At 40.9% G+C, this 13795-nt stretch carries 12 protein-coding genes and 1 tRNA gene; 6 read left to right on the plus strand and 7 right to left on the minus strand.

The genetic code is table 11. From position 1 onward, the window contains the following. Nucleotides 1-302 precede the first annotated feature (302 nt). Entirely contained in the window at nucleotides 303-845 is a 543-nt protein-coding gene (locus DW640_RS18770) for a glutathione peroxidase (RefSeq protein ID WP_008764211.1), read from the plus strand. On the opposite strand, the gene DW640_RS18775 is transcribed toward DW640_RS18770, so the two are convergent. The 3 genes from DW640_RS18775 to DW640_RS18785 form a co-directional block, all read right to left on the minus strand. After that, nucleotides 823-1365 (minus strand): NUDIX domain-containing protein, encoded by a 543-nt coding sequence (locus DW640_RS18775; RefSeq protein ID WP_008760888.1) that lies wholly within the window; start codon nucleotides 1363-1365, stop codon nucleotides 823-825. The two genes, DW640_RS18770 and DW640_RS18775, sit on opposite strands and share 23 nt — an antisense overlap. A gap of 20 nt (nucleotides 1366-1385) precedes the next feature. Next, a complete protein-coding gene (locus DW640_RS18780; protein ID WP_008764212.1) occupies nucleotides 1386-2606 on the minus strand; it encodes an S-adenosylmethionine:tRNA ribosyltransferase-isomerase in 1221 nt (406 codons plus the stop codon). Between the two features lie 58 nt (nucleotides 2607-2664). After that, nucleotides 2665-2738: transfer RNA gene (locus tag DW640_RS18785), tRNA-Pro, on the minus strand. Nucleotides 2739-3033: 295 nt separating this feature from the next. On the opposite strand from DW640_RS18785, the gene DW640_RS18790 reads away from it, so the two are divergent. Further along, nucleotides 3034-3897, plus strand: a complete 864-nt coding sequence (locus DW640_RS18790) for an AraC family transcriptional regulator (RefSeq protein WP_008760890.1) — start codon at nucleotides 3034-3036, stop codon at nucleotides 3895-3897. 123 nt (nucleotides 3898-4020) lie between these two features. Here the strand turns inward: DW640_RS18790 and aroB are convergent, their stop codons facing one another. After that, on the minus strand, nucleotides 4021-5082 hold the full coding sequence (aroB, locus tag DW640_RS18795) for a 3-dehydroquinate synthase (RefSeq protein ID WP_008760891.1): 1062 nt from the start codon (nucleotides 5080-5082) through the stop codon (nucleotides 4021-4023). Between the two features lie 80 nt (nucleotides 5083-5162). On the opposite strand from aroB, the gene DW640_RS18800 reads away from it, so the two are divergent. From DW640_RS18800 to cls, 3 genes are all read left to right on the plus strand, one after another. After that, nucleotides 5163-5567 (plus strand): hypothetical protein, encoded by a 405-nt coding sequence (locus tag DW640_RS18800; RefSeq protein ID WP_008764219.1) that lies wholly within the window; start codon nucleotides 5163-5165, stop codon nucleotides 5565-5567. A gap of 80 nt (nucleotides 5568-5647) precedes the next feature. Continuing rightward, a complete protein-coding gene (locus DW640_RS18805; RefSeq protein WP_008760893.1) occupies nucleotides 5648-8461 on the plus strand; it encodes a TonB-dependent receptor in 2814 nt (937 codons plus the stop codon). 143 nt (nucleotides 8462-8604) lie between these two features. Further along, nucleotides 8605-10044 (plus strand): cardiolipin synthase, encoded by a 1440-nt coding sequence (cls, locus tag DW640_RS18810; protein ID WP_008764220.1) that lies wholly within the window; start codon nucleotides 8605-8607, stop codon nucleotides 10042-10044. A gap of 34 nt (nucleotides 10045-10078) precedes the next feature. On the opposite strand, the gene DW640_RS18815 is transcribed toward cls, so the two are convergent. From DW640_RS18815 to DW640_RS18825, 3 genes are read right to left on the minus strand one after another with little or no spacing between them, the layout of a single operon-like run. Beyond that, nucleotides 10079-10612 (minus strand): RsmD family RNA methyltransferase, encoded by a 534-nt coding sequence (locus DW640_RS18815; RefSeq protein WP_008760894.1) that lies wholly within the window; start codon nucleotides 10610-10612, stop codon nucleotides 10079-10081. Beyond that, a complete protein-coding gene (locus DW640_RS18820; RefSeq protein ID WP_008764221.1) occupies nucleotides 10603-11373 on the minus strand; it encodes a DUF3822 family protein in 771 nt (256 codons plus the stop codon). The genes DW640_RS18815 and DW640_RS18820 overlap by 10 nt, the downstream gene beginning before the upstream one ends. Beyond that, nucleotides 11373-12059, minus strand: a complete 687-nt coding sequence (locus tag DW640_RS18825; RefSeq protein WP_008760896.1) for a hypothetical protein — start codon at nucleotides 12057-12059, stop codon at nucleotides 11373-11375. The genes DW640_RS18820 and DW640_RS18825 overlap by 1 nt, the downstream gene beginning before the upstream one ends. Nucleotides 12060-12154: 95 nt before the next feature. Here DW640_RS18825 and DW640_RS18830 point away from each other — a divergent pair, with 95 nt between their 5' ends. Then, nucleotides 12155-13573 carry an ATP-dependent RecD-like DNA helicase gene (locus tag DW640_RS18830; RefSeq protein ID WP_008764222.1) on the plus strand — a complete coding sequence of 473 codons (1419 nt, stop codon included), beginning with the start codon at nucleotides 12155-12157 and terminating at the stop codon, nucleotides 13571-13573. Nucleotides 13574-13795 lie beyond the last annotated feature (222 nt).

Below are 13795 nucleotides of genomic sequence, written 5' to 3' on the forward strand. Positions count from 1 at the left end.
GACTTATAGTTTCCTGTCATTTCTTGTAATGGAAACTGTCGTTTCCCGGTGAGGGAACGGTCGTTCCTTATAATGGAGACGACCGTTCCTTTTAAAGGGAACTGGCGTTTCCTCCGAGGAAACCAACGCTTGCCCCATATGATACTGATGCTTGATTTATATGAACTGACAATTTAGCGTATAACTGAATCGTTGTTAAGCCATTCGGCATGGATACGAAGAAACAAGCAATCTTATGCTGCGGCAGAACATTTCTTTGCATAACCTCGTTTATTATATAACAAACTAAATATATATTCAGTATGAAGTCATTCATCTTAATGGTTATAACAATGGTATGTGCAATCTCTCTGGAAGCGCAGAATAAGTCTTTCTACGACTTCAATGTGACCACGATTGATGGTAAGGAATTTCCGCTTTCTTCTTTGAAAGGAAAGAAAGTGCTGGTAGTAAATGTAGCCTCCAAATGCGGACTGACGCCACAGTATGCCAAACTGCAAGAGCTATATGATAAATATAAGGATAAGAATTTTGTAATCATCGGCTTTCCTGCCAACAACTTTATGGGACAGGAACCGGGAAGCAATGAAGAGATCGCTCAGTTCTGCTCCTTAAAGTATGACGTTACTTTTCCGATGATGGCCAAGATTTCCGTCAAGGGCAAAAACATGTCGCCACTTTACCAATGGCTGACGGAAAAGAAACTGAACGGCAAAGAAGATGCGCCCGTCCAGTGGAATTTTCAGAAGTTTATGATTGACGAGAACGGAAACTGGGTCGGCTTTGTGGCCCCCAAAGAGAGTCCGCTCTCGGAGAAAATCGTTACTTGGATAGAGCAGGAGTAGGAGCAGGGAAAAGAGACGGAATAAGGGATACTTTCTTTAATTCCCCTTCGAAGTTGGGGGTGAAAATACCTTTTCCGAGGTTTTCTTCTATTTCTTCGATGGTCCAGAATCGTCCGCCGTCCAGTTCGTCACTGGGGTGCAGTTCACCGTCGTAAACAGTTTTGTGAACAAAGACAAGTTCTTTCTCACGATCCGATTCGAATACATAGCTGGTTAGCAGTTCGGGAGTAAAGTCCGTGATGCCTAGTTCTTCGCGGACTTCCCGTTTGAGTGCGATTTCTACGCTTTCGCCCAGGTCAATATGTCCGCCAACGGCTGTGTCCCATTTTCCGGGCTGGATGTCTTTCCATTCCGGACGTTTCTGCAGATATAAATCTCCTTTCGAATTGAAAACGTGAAGATGGATGACAGGATGAAGGAGCTTGCTTCCGCTATGGCATTCTCCGCGTGTGGCGGCTCCGGTGATGTTTCCCTGTTCGTCTACGATGGGAAACATTTCTTGATTATTATCGCTTGGCATAGTTGTTTTTACTTTTTGGTTTACGGTATCAGCAGAGAAGAATCTCCATAACTCAGAAAACGGAAATCGTGCGCCAGCGCATAATCATAAATTGTGCGCCAGTTTCCCTTCACGAAGGCGGAAACCAAAAGTAACAGCGTACTTTGCGGCTGGTGAAAGTTGGTCACCATCGCTTTCACTATCTTATACTGATATCCCGGAGCTATGATAATCTGCGTACTGCTGTGAAGGGCTTCCAGCCCGTTCCTGTCGAGGTAACCTAAAATCTTTTGCAGTGCGACTACAGGCGGAATCTGATCATACTTTTCGTATGGCTGCCATTGTTTGACGTGCAGTTCTTCTTCCGTAGCATCGGGATTTTCCGCCAATGTTACTCCGATGTGATACAGGCTTTCGAGCGTACGCACCGAAGTGGTGCCTACAGCAACAGCGCAACCGTCATGATCGATCAGCTTTTTGATCGTAGCCCGATTGACGGAGATATACTCCGTATGCATCTCATGTCCTTCTATCTCTTCGCTTTTCACGGGCTTGAAGGTTCCTGCGCCTACATGAAGTGTCAGTTCTTCCAGATCAATGCCTTTTTCCTGCAATGCTTCCAGTACACGGGGAGTGAAGTGCAGTCCGGCTGTCGGTGCGGCTACCGAGCCTTTTATTTTGGAATAAACGGTCTGATAAGTTTCTTTATCGCTCTCTTCCGTATCCCGGTTCAGATATGGGGGAATCGGCAGTTCTCCGAACACTTCGAGGATATCGGCAAAGGTTACTTCCGGATTGTCCCAGGAGAAATCAATCCAGTGGCTGGTGCCCCTGCATTCTCCACGGGTAGCGGTCAGAGTGATCGGGAAACCTTTTACCGTCATCTCCCGTTTCAGTGCTCCGTCTTTCCATTTCTTCAGGTTACCGATCATGCAGAGCCAGGCAGCGTGTTCCGTTTGCTGGAAGTTCAATACATAATCGTTGGGCTGAATCGGTTCCAGACAGAAGACCTCGATCAGCGCCCCCGTTTCTTTGCGGAAGTGGAGGCGTGCCTGAATCACCTTCGTGTTGTTGAATACCATCAGGCTTCCTTTCGGAAGATAGTCCGGCAAGGATGTGAAGACATCTTCGCTTACTTCACCGTGGCGATATACCAACAGTTTTGACTGGTCTCGTACTGCTAAAGGAAATTTGGCGATTCGTTCATCCGATAGTGGATAGTTGTATTCGCTGATGTGAATATGTTTCGGGTCTTCTTTCATTCTCGTTTCAATAAAAAAAGCATCAATAACCCATCGATTATCAATGCTTTGTCGGTAGTCGGGATGACAAGATTCGAACTTGCGACCACACGCCCCCCAGACGCGTACTCTACCGGGCTGAGCTACATCCCGAATTGCGGTTGCAAAAGTAGTGCTTTATTTTTAAATAGCAAATAAATAGCCTGTTTTTTTCCATTAGCTGATTTTAGGATAAGTTTCCGTTTGCGGAATAAAAAGTCCTTTAGTCCATAATAATTCTAAATAATATAGGTGGTTGCAAACTAACATAACAGGGTTTTGTTTATGAAATTAAGTGAATAGATAGTGCGTAACTTCTTTAAAATGAAACCATATCGGCATACGAGACATGAGAGTAGTTTAGGATAGTATATTTTTGTATTTAGTTTTATTTAATGAGGGGGTAAATGTGTATAATAAAAATAGAGAAACGTTAGAAGCTTATGTCTTAGGTGATGATTTTAAGTATTTTCAGAATTTGAAGTATCTTCCCCTAAGCGTTTATCCTTCTAATATTCAGTCTGCTTTGGTCGTGTATTGCTTCAGCGGAAAGGCCAAGCTTAATGTATATGATGATTCGCATTGGATACAGCCGCAGGAATTGATTATTCTGTTGCCGGGACAATTCGTTTCGTTCACCGAGGCCAGTGATGATTTTCTGACTACTACGTTGGTGGTGTCGCCTACAATGTTCAGCGATGCGCTGAGCGGTGTGCCTCGCTTTTCACCGCATTTCTTTTTCTATATGAGGACCCATTATTGGTATCCTCAGACCGAAAATGATACCCGGCGGTTGATGAATTTCTTTGGAATGGTAAAGGATAAAGTGACGTCTAATGATATATACAGGCGTGAGCTGATTATTCATTTATTAAGATACTTATATTTGGAATTGTTTAATGCTTATGAAAAGGAGGCATCTCTGATGACTACCCGAAAAGATACTCGTAAAGAGGAACTGGCTAATAAATTCTTTGGGTTGATAATGAAGCACTTCAAGGAGAATAAGGATGTTGCTTTCTATGCTGATAAGTTGTGTATCACATCCAAATACCTGACGATGGTGATTAAGGAAGTGAGCGGCAAATCTGCCAAAGACTGGATTGTAGAATACATCGTACTCGAAATAAAGGCTTTGCTGAAGAATACGAATATGAATATTCAGGAAATTGCCGTGAAAACAAATTTTGCCAATCAGTCGTCTTTGGGACGTTTCTTCAGGAAACATACCGGAATGTCGTTGTCCCAATACCGGATGAGTAACTTAGGATAATATAGAAGATGCCTGTGGGGAATAAAGGCATATGTGGGGAGAGGAGAATGGGAAAGGGAAAGAAGAAATGGGAAACCTTTTAGGGAATCCCATTCTCCTTCATTATTATAATAAGTTTCAAGATCAGACTCCCATACATTCGCGATAGAAGTCAAGCATTTCAAAAATTGTGTCTTTATCAGCTGTCTGGTTGATGCAAATATCTCCGATCTCTTTCAGTAAAGTGAAATTGACCGTTCCCGAGGTATTTTTCTTATCATGTTGCATAAATGCGTAGAGTTGTTCGTACTGCTTACAGTCGAATGCGAATGAACCATAATTCTCTTTGATGAATTGGATGGTCTGTCGCATCTTGTCTTTCGGAAAGCCGACTTTGAGGTGTGACAGGTAAAGCTCGCATACGATTCCCCATGCTACGGCATAGCCATGCAGCACGGGGCGATTCTCAGCCAATGCCAGACTTTCGAAGGCATGTCCTGCTGTATGTCCCAGATTCAGTGCTTTACGGATGCCACGCTCGAAGGGGTCTTGCTCCACAATGTCTTCCTTCACCTGTACCGATCGTCCCACCATATTTTTGAGATATGCATAATCAATGTTATTGGTATTGAAATCCAGTAATTCGACCCAGTGTGCGGTATTGCTGATTAATCCGTGCTTTAACATTTCAGCATAACCGGAGAAGAAATTCTGTGCATCGAGGCTGCGCAGGAATTCAGTTTCAATCAGCACACTGTCTGCCGGAGCAAACGAGCCTATCTCGTTTTTCAGTCCGTTGAAGTTGATACCTGTCTTACCGCCGACGGATGCGTCGACCATAGCCAACAGTGTAGTGGGTATATTGATATAAGAAATCCCCCGTTTGAAGGTAGCGGCGGCAAAGCCTCCCAAATCTGTTACCATGCCCCCACCAAGGTTGATGAGCAATGAGTGACGTGTAGCCCCTTGCTGACTCAGTGCCATCCATACGGAGGCCAGAGTCTCCAGTGTCTTATGCACATCTTCGGCTCCGATACAGATTTCGACTGCGTCTTTCAGAAACGATACCTCTTTCAATGAGGGCAGACAAAGACGCTGGGTATGTTCGTCTGTGAGGATGAATAACTTGTCATGCGGACACCTTTCAATGGCACGACCGAGGCTTGTTTCCAAGCTTTCGCAGAGAATGACTTCTTGTTTACTCATGATTCTTTTGCTTTTTCTTGGTGCAAATGTATATAAAATATCTTTTTTTACTTACTTTTGTCTCGTTAAAACGTTCAATTATGAAAGCATTGTTTCCTGTATTTTGCCGTCCTTTGGGATATGTGGTGTTGTTAGTAGCTTTGTTTCTTCTTCCGATTTTGCTAATGCAAGGGTTGATAACCGACCATAACCTGCTATTTTATAAGGAATGTACGAAGCTGTTGATGATGGCAGGATGCTTGCTGATCATCTTTGCCTTAAGCAAGAATGAAAGCCGCGAGACGGAACAGATTCGTAATGCGGCAGTCCGGAATGCAGTCTTTCTGACTTTTCTGTTTGTTTTCGGTGGTATGTTGTGGCGTGTTCTGCAAGGAGATGTGATCAATGTAGACACTTCTTCTTTTCTCACCTTTTTAATCTTTAATGTGCTTTGTTTGGAGTTTGGTCTTAAAAAAGCGCTTGTTGATCGATTCTTCAAAAGATAATTTTCTATTAAATTAAACCTTTTACGATTCTATTTGTCAAAAAGACATTGTTATTACTCTACTAATCGTAATTAAGGTAAATGAAAAGATTATCAGTTTGGTGGGTGCTTACACTGTTATGCACCTTCTCTATTTTTGCACAGAATAAGGTGATTACCGTTTCGGGGCGTGTTGTCGAATCTGACTCTAAAGAGCCAGCTGCACAGGCAACTATTCAATTGTTATCGTTGCCGGATAGCGCTTATGCAGCCGGTATAGCAAGTAGTAATAAGGGTTGGTTTACGCTCCCTAAAGTGAAAGCGGGGAAATATTTGTTGAAGGTTTCTTACATCGGTTTCCGTACGAAATTCGTTCCTGTACAATTATCCAATAATGTGACTGAAAAGAAAATGGGGACAATCTCTCTGGACCCTGATGCAGTGATGCTGAGCGAGGCTGTGATTACGGCGGAAGCTCCTCCTGTTACTGTAAAAGCTGATACTACAGAGTATTCTGCAGCGGCTTACCCTGTACCGGAAGGTTCCATGTTAGAAGATCTTGTGAAAAAAATTCCAGGAGCTGAAGTGAGTGATGAAGGTAAAATTACTATAAATGGTAAGGAAATAAAAAAGATAATGGTTGATGGAAAGGAATTTTTTTCTGATGACCCGAAAGTCTCTATGAAGAACTTACCTGCTAATATGATTGAGAAAGTAAAGGCTTATGATAAAAAAAGTGATATGGCACGTATCACAGGAATTGATGATGGAGATGAAGAGCCCGTCTTGGATTTGACCGTTAAGAAAGGTATGAAAAAAGGATGGATTGGAAATCTTATTGCAGGGTATGGTAGCCAGGATCGGTATGAAGGGGGAGTAATGATCAGCCGCTTTAAAGATGATGCCAGTCTTTCAATTATAGGTTCTGCAAATAATACTAATAATAAGGGATTTTCTGAATTTGGTGATGCCGGACAAGGACTAGGTGGAGGTAATGCTGGTTCAGGTATTACAACTGCACAATCGTTGGGAGTCAACTTCGCTAAGGATACTAAAAAGTTGCAGATCGGGGGGAATGTACAATATGGACATTCTGATAATGACGCTCGTCGCAAAACCTCTTCAGAAACATTTTTGGGGGAAACATCTTCTTTTGCTCAAAGTGAGAACTTTTCAAATCGTAATCGTCATGATTTTCGCGTTGATTTCCGTTTGGAGTGGAGACCTGACACATTGACTACGATTATTTTCCGTCCTAACGGTAGTTATTCACAAACAGAATCTAGCAGTCGTTCTTGGTCAAAGACAGAAAATAACTCGCATAGTCCTGTTAATGAAAAAGAGGCAGCTTCTTCTTCTAAAAGTCATAATGCATCTTTTAATGGTAGCTTGATGGCTTTTCGAAGATTGAACAATAAAGGACGAAACTTGTCTTTGGGTGCACGTTTCGGATATAGTGACAGCGAGTCCGATTCTTATTCTGATTCAAAGACTGAATTCTTCGAAAAGGATAGTATTTCTGATATTTCGCGCTATACAGACAGAAATAGTGATAGTCGTAACTGGAGTGTATCAGCTTCTTATACAGAACCTGTATTTAAAAATCACTTTTTGCAGTTGCGTTATGAATTTGCTCATCGCAAACAGTTATCACAATCATTAGTGTATGATAGTATTAACTACTATCCGTATCCTGAATATATAGAGCGTGGGTATGATAATGAACTAAGTACACGTGTGGAGAATTTCTATGATACTCATACTGCTGATGTTTCTGTACGTGGTATTCACCCTAAGATGATGTATAGTGTAGGAGTGGGGGTGACTCCTCAGTCATCCTTAAGTAAAACGACAATTGGTCCGAACTATAAGAAGAATCTTCCAGAACAGAATGTTTTGAATTGGGCTCCTTCAGTAATGTTCCGTTATATGTTTAATAAACAACATGTATTAATGTTCCGTTATCGTGGAAGAAGCAGTACACCTAACATTGAGGACCTGCAGGAGGTGATTGATATAACCGACCCGATGAACCTAAGATATGGTAATCCGAATTTGAAACCATCATTTAATAATAATTTTACTCTCGATTATAGAAAGTTTGTACCGGAATCTATGCGTAGCTATTCTGCTAATTTGTATTATACAAGTACATTGAATTCTGTAGCAAATAGAATGACATATGATCCTCAGACGGGTGCTCGGGTTTATAAGAAAGAAAATGTAAATGGTAACTGGCAAGCAAGAGGATTTTTTTCATTCAATACACCGTTGAAGAACAAGAAATTTACAATTTCATCTAATACAAATGCACGATTTAGTGATGCTGTAAGTTATACAAGTGTCGGAAGTTCTAAAAATGCAGATCAGGAACTAAGTACAACGCATAATTTAGGGTTAGGAGAACGGTTTACCAGTAGTTATCGTAGTGAAGTTTTTGATATATCCTTAAGTGGTTCTGTTAATTATAATTTGGTCAGAAATAGTAAACAAGAAAATAGTAATCGAGAAACATTCGACTACTATATTGGAGGTAATACCAATGTAAACCTTCCTTGGCAAGTCTCGATTTCCACAGATATTAATTGTCGATTTAAAGATGGATATACAGGTGGGCTTAATAATAACGAAGTGATGTGGAATGCACAAATTTCGAAGAATTTTTTAAAGAATAATTCGGGTACAATTCGTTTTAAAATATATGATATCTTAAAACAACAAAGTAGTTTGTCGCGTTCGATTAGCGAAACAATGATGAGTGATACTGAATATAATACTTTAGGAAGTTATTTCATGGTACATTTTGTATATCGCTTTAATACGTTGGGTGGAAAGTCACCAAATCGACGTGGACCGGGTGGTGGACCTAGAGGAGGACATGGCTTTGGCGGCGGTGGCAGACCTATGCGTTTCTAAATTGTGACTAGCTCTGAATGAAAACGGGAAAGTCCCGATGGTAATGAACATGACTAACATGACTTGCCATCGGGACTTTTTTGTTTATCCGATAATTTGCTTTATATTTGTTGTTCAGTATCCATATAAAAAAGGAGTATCCTATGATTGACTGGAACATACTAGTTAGCCAGATAGCTACGGTTGCTTTTGATATCGTTTATTTTGGAGCCATTATCAGTACGATTGTCGTTATCATTCTTGATAACCGGAATCCGGTGAAGACTATGGCATGGATACTCATATTACTTTTCCTCCCAATTGTCGGTCTTGTTTTTTATTTCTTCTTTGGTCGGAGTCAGCGTCGGGAACGTATCATCGGTCAAAAAAGTTATGACCGCCTTTTGAAGAAACCTATGGCGGAATACATGGCGCAAGACTGTTCGGATGTACCTGAAGAATATGCCCGCCTTATCCAACTTTTCCAGCATACCAATCAAGCTTTTCCATTTGAGGGAAACCGTATTGCTGTCTATACGGAAGGCTATACCAAATTGCAATCATTGCTTCGTGAGCTCCAAAAGGCGAAACAACACATTCATATAGAATACTATATCTTTGAAGATGATGCTATAGGACGTTTGGTAAGGGATGTACTAATCGAAAAAGCATCTCAGGGGGTTGAAGTAAGAGTAATTTATGATGATGTGGGGTGCTGGCATGTACCTAACCGCTTTTTCGAGGAAATGCGTAATGCAGGTATTGAAGTCAGGAGTTTCTTGAAAGTACGCTTCCCTTTGTTTACAAGCAGGGTCAATTATCGTAACCACAGAAAAATAGTCGTGATAGACGGACGTATCGGCTTTGTGGGAGGTATGAACCTGGCAGAACGTTATATGCGTGGTTTCTCATGGGGAATTTGGCGTGACACCCATATTCTGATAGAAGGAAAGGCTGTGCATGGTCTGCAAACGGCCTTTTTGCTCGACTGGTATTTCGTTGACCGTACATTGATTACAGCTTCACGTTATTTCCCAAAGATAGAATCTTGTGGAAGTTCATTAGTGCAGGTGGTTACCAGTGAACCCATTGGCCCCTGGAAAGAAATCATGCAGGGACTGACTATGGCGATCAATGGAGCGAAGAAGTATTTCTATATGCAAACCCCTTATTTCCTGCCGACAGAGCAAGTACTTGCCGCTATGCAGACAGCTGCACTGGCAGGAGTAGATGTGCGTTTGATGTTGCCGGAACGTGCCGACAACCGAATCACTCATTTGGGATCGCATTCTTACCTGGCAGATGTGATGCAGGCAGGTGTCAAAGTCTATTTTTATAAGAAAGGGTTTCTGCACTCCAAACTGATGGTTTCTGATGATATGCTCTCTACAGTAGGGTCTACCAATGTTGACTTCCGTAGTTTTGAGCATAATTTTGAAGTAAATGCCTTTATGTATGATGTGGAAACGGCTCTTGAAATGAAGGAGATATTCCTTCAGGATCAGCGGGAAAGTACACAGATCTTTCTGAAAAACTGGGTGAAACGTTCGTGGAGGAGGAGGGCAGCAGAGTCTGTCGTTCGTTTGTTGGCTCCGCTGCTTTAAAAAGGATGCTTCCTTTATCTGATATACTTTTATCTTATCTGAAAAGCGAGAAATTCACACTTCCATAGACTCTTCTTTCTATGAAATGCGGATGATCTTCAAAGTTATTTTGCTTACCATGCTCCAATACAAACAAACCTCCTTCTTTGAGCAGATTATTTTTGAATATTAGTTCCGGTATCGATTCCAGCTCCTTTAAAGCGTAAGGAGGGTCGGCAAAGATAAAATCAAACTGCTCTCGTCCGCTGTTGATAAACTTAAATACATCGCCACGGATAGGCAGACATTTGTCAGTTTGTACTTCTTTCATTATTTTGCAGATAAACGAGTGATGAGCCGGATCTTTTTCCACACTGATCACACGGTCGCAGCCTCGGGATACCAGTTCGATACTGATACTGCCCGTGCCTGCAAACAAGTCAAGTGCAGTTACTCCTTCTTCGAAATCAATATAATTATTAAGTACATTGAACAGATTCTCCTTGGCGAAGTCTGTTGTAGGGCGTGCTTTGAATGTACGTGGTACATCAAATCTTCTTCGTTTATAAATACCGCTGATTACTCGCATGTTAATAAGGCTTGCATGTCAATATTGTTGGCAGGATTCATAATGAATACCTGCAGAATGAATTTTTTCAGTTCGTTCATCAATGTCTCTTTGTCCGACAGAGTGCCTGTCAGATGTAGTTCATCCCGTTCCTGATTAAATTCCAGTTGCTTCCAGACATATAATAGATAGTAGATACGATCTTCGGTTTGCATGCACTCGAAAGAGTTGGCCAAAAGTAGCTGCCCCCGTTCGAAACAGTAAATGTCAATGGCATCTTTGCGTACTGAAGCATACATTTTCTTACTATTCCCCAGTCTGCTTTTGATAGAAAAATACTCGATGAGCGGGGTAGACTGAGAGTAGAAGCGGGCTTCGGGATATTGTTCATTTAAGAATGTATAGGTGCTTTTGTCTATGCCGAAGATTATGACTACATTATTCTTTTTCAGAATATTGTACATCACTATTTCATTCTCCCGTTTCTGATGATTGTGATAGAATAAAAGCTCTGCCTGTTCTTCCTCAAACAGTTCCAATGGTATCATGGTAAAGCGTTTGCTGGCTATCATGATGTTCACCCGTTTGTAGGAGTAGCTTAAAAAGTCCGATTCGTGGAAAACGTTTTTAAGATTGGCTGTCAGAGACAGAGAGGTGTCTACCTCTTTTTCGAACAGCGACTGCGAATTGTCGTTAATCGGATTGTAGATAGAAAAAGAAAATCCATCCGTACTAAGACGGATGGATAAAGTATATTGTTTTGATTTTGTAAAATCAATCATTATTCCCAGTTACCAGCACCATTGTTAGGATTGTCAATAGAACCTACCATCAAACCTGAGTATCTGCCCAGTTTTTCATTAAGGTCTTTCAAATTGATAATTTCTTGTCTGTCAAGTCCGCCCAAGTAAGTTTCATATGGAGCTTTCACTTCAAACAAGTATACAGGAGCACCTGATTTAGCTGTGTCGTTTTTAACATTCATTTCAAAGATAGCACCGTTGCCATAAGGAATGTACTTCATTGAATCTGCATTGAAACCTTTTGGATAGATGGTGTCCATTACAGCTACCCACATGGTGTCACGCTTAAAGTTTTCAAGTCCGTTTTTCTTAACTTCATCATACTTGCCTGTTTTTTTAGCTTTGTTGATGATTGCCATTGCTTTCTTCTCAGTCAAGCCGCTTTCCAATTGGTCGTCTGTCAGCTGACCAACTTTCATAACGAAAGGTAATTTTTGATTTTTAACGAAATCAATCAGTGTGTCAAAATGTTCTGTGTACATTCCGTGATGAAGCGAACGGTATTCCTGTTGTGCTTTACGGATGTCGATCAAACGGGCAATGACAGCCTGCTCTCTTTCCTTTTTCGCTTTTTCAAAATTGATAGGACCCATAATACTGCTATAGCAAATGTAGATTAATGCAGCAGCACAGAGTACTAATACAATATTAAATACTGTTTTCATGATAAATTATGTTTTTAGTTGTTATATTCGCATCGCAAAAATAGAATAAATAAATTTAAATACGATAGTTCCGGGAACTTTTTTCTCGTACAAAAATGATAAATAACTATTTAGAAAGGCAAATTAAGGAAAATTTTCCTTATCAACCAACTTTTGAGCAGGAAATAGCTGTAAAATCTCTTTCAGAGTTTCTGCTTTCCACACTGGCGGATGAAGTATTTATCCTCAGAGGCTATGCCGGCACTGGTAAAACATCTTTGGTAGGGGCATTGGTAAAGACGATGGATCAGTTACAGCAAAAGGCTGTGTTACTGGCTCCTACCGGTCGTGCTGCAAAAGTTTTTTCATCCTATGCCGGTCACCCGGCTTTTACAATTCATAAGAAAATATACCGGCAGCAGTCGTTTTCTAATGAAACCAGTAATTTTTCAATAAATGACAATCTTGCTACGAATACTTTGTTTATAGTCGACGAAGCTTCAATGATTTCCAATGAAGGATTGTCGGGCAGTATGTTTGGAACGGGAAGATTATTGGACGACCTGATACAGTTTGTTTATTCCGGTCAGGGGTGCCGTCTTTTGTTGATGGGAGATACTGCGCAGCTTCCTCCGGTAGGTGAGGAGTTGAGTCCGGCACTTTTTGCAGATGCATTAAAGGGATATGGATTGGAAGTGCGGGAAGTTGACTTGACGCAAGTGGTTCGTCAGATACAGGAATCGGGCATTTTGTGGAATGCGACTCAATTGCGTCAGCTGATAGCGGAAGATAATTGCTACTCTTTACCTAAAATAAAGATAACAGGTTTTCCGGATATAAAGATGGTGCCGGGTACGGAATTGATTGATGCCATCACTAGTTGTTATGATCATGACGGCATGGATGAGACGATTGTGATCTGTCGTTCTAATAAACGCGCGAACCTATATAATAACGGAATACGTGCACAGATCCTTTGGCGGGAAGATGAACTGAATACGGGAGATATGTTGATGATAGCCAAAAATAATTATTATTGGACAGAGCAATATAAGGAAATGGACTTCATTGCCAATGGAGAAATAGCAGTCGTGCGTCGTGTCCGTAAGACGCGTGAGATGTATGGTTTTCGCTTTGCGGAAGTGACTCTCAGGTTTCCTGACCAGAATGATTTTGAACTGGATGCCAATTTGCTGCTGGATACTCTTCACTCTGATTCTCCCGCATTGCCAAAAGTAGATAATGACAGATTATTTTATACCATACTTGAAGATTACGCAGATATATCTAACAAGCGGGACCGGATGAAAAAGATGAAAGCAGATCCACACTACAATGCGTTGCAGGTGAAATATGCTTATGCGATAACTTGTCATAAAGCACAAGGTGGGCAATGGCAGAATGTTTTTCTTGATCAGGGATATATGACGGATGAATATTTGACTCCGGATTATTTTCGCTGGTTGTATACGGCATTTACTCGCGCCACGAAGACATTGTATCTGGTGAATTATCCCAAAGAACAAATTTTATAAAAGATTTCTTTTTTTTTCTTCGTAAATAATTGATTCCCAGTCTAGATGAATGGGGAGATACTCGTTGTGAAAAAATAAATATGAGATTATATTTATTTTTTTTCAAAAACCTCTAAGTGTTTTTCAAGGTATGGGTTGTTATATAAATGTGAATCGAAAATAATAAATGGAATATCGATTCTAATATTTATATAAAAACTAATGTTTAATCTTAAATTCAAG

Origin of the sequence: Bacteroides sp. AM23-12 (genome assembly GCF_003434395.1) — a bacterium.
Classification (GTDB): domain Bacteria; phylum Bacteroidota; class Bacteroidia; order Bacteroidales; family Bacteroidaceae; genus Bacteroides; species Bacteroides thetaiotaomicron.

What these genes read in the sequence shown, in the direction of transcription:
- DW640_RS18770 (WP_008764211.1), top strand. Translation starts at nt 303, where the DNA reads ATGAAGTCATTCATCTTAATGGTTATAACAATGGTATGTGCAATCTCT.
- DW640_RS18775 (WP_008760888.1), bottom strand. Translation starts at nt 1,365, where the DNA reads ATGCCAAGCGATAATAATCAAGAAATGTTTCCCATCGTAGACGAACAG.
- DW640_RS18780 (WP_008764212.1), bottom strand. Translation starts at nt 2,606, where the DNA reads ATGAAAGAAGACCCGAAACATATTCACATCAGCGAATACAACTATCCA.
- aroB (WP_008760891.1), bottom strand. Translation starts at nt 5,082, where the DNA reads ATGAGTAAACAAGAAGTCATTCTCTGCGAAAGCTTGGAAACAAGCCTC.
- DW640_RS18800 (WP_008764219.1), top strand. Translation starts at nt 5,163, where the DNA reads ATGAAAGCATTGTTTCCTGTATTTTGCCGTCCTTTGGGATATGTGGTG.
- DW640_RS18805 (WP_008760893.1), top strand. Translation starts at nt 5,648, where the DNA reads ATGAAAAGATTATCAGTTTGGTGGGTGCTTACACTGTTATGCACCTTC.
- cls (WP_008764220.1), top strand. Translation starts at nt 8,605, where the DNA reads ATGATTGACTGGAACATACTAGTTAGCCAGATAGCTACGGTTGCTTTT.
- DW640_RS18815 (WP_008760894.1), bottom strand. Translation starts at nt 10,612, where the DNA reads ATGCGAGTAATCAGCGGTATTTATAAACGAAGAAGATTTGATGTACCA.
- DW640_RS18820 (WP_008764221.1), bottom strand. Translation starts at nt 11,373, where the DNA reads ATGATTGATTTTACAAAATCAAAACAATATACTTTATCCATCCGTCTT.
- DW640_RS18825 (WP_008760896.1), bottom strand. Translation starts at nt 12,059, where the DNA reads ATGAAAACAGTATTTAATATTGTATTAGTACTCTGTGCTGCTGCATTA.
- DW640_RS18830 (WP_008764222.1), top strand. Translation starts at nt 12,155, where the DNA reads ATGATAAATAACTATTTAGAAAGGCAAATTAAGGAAAATTTTCCTTAT.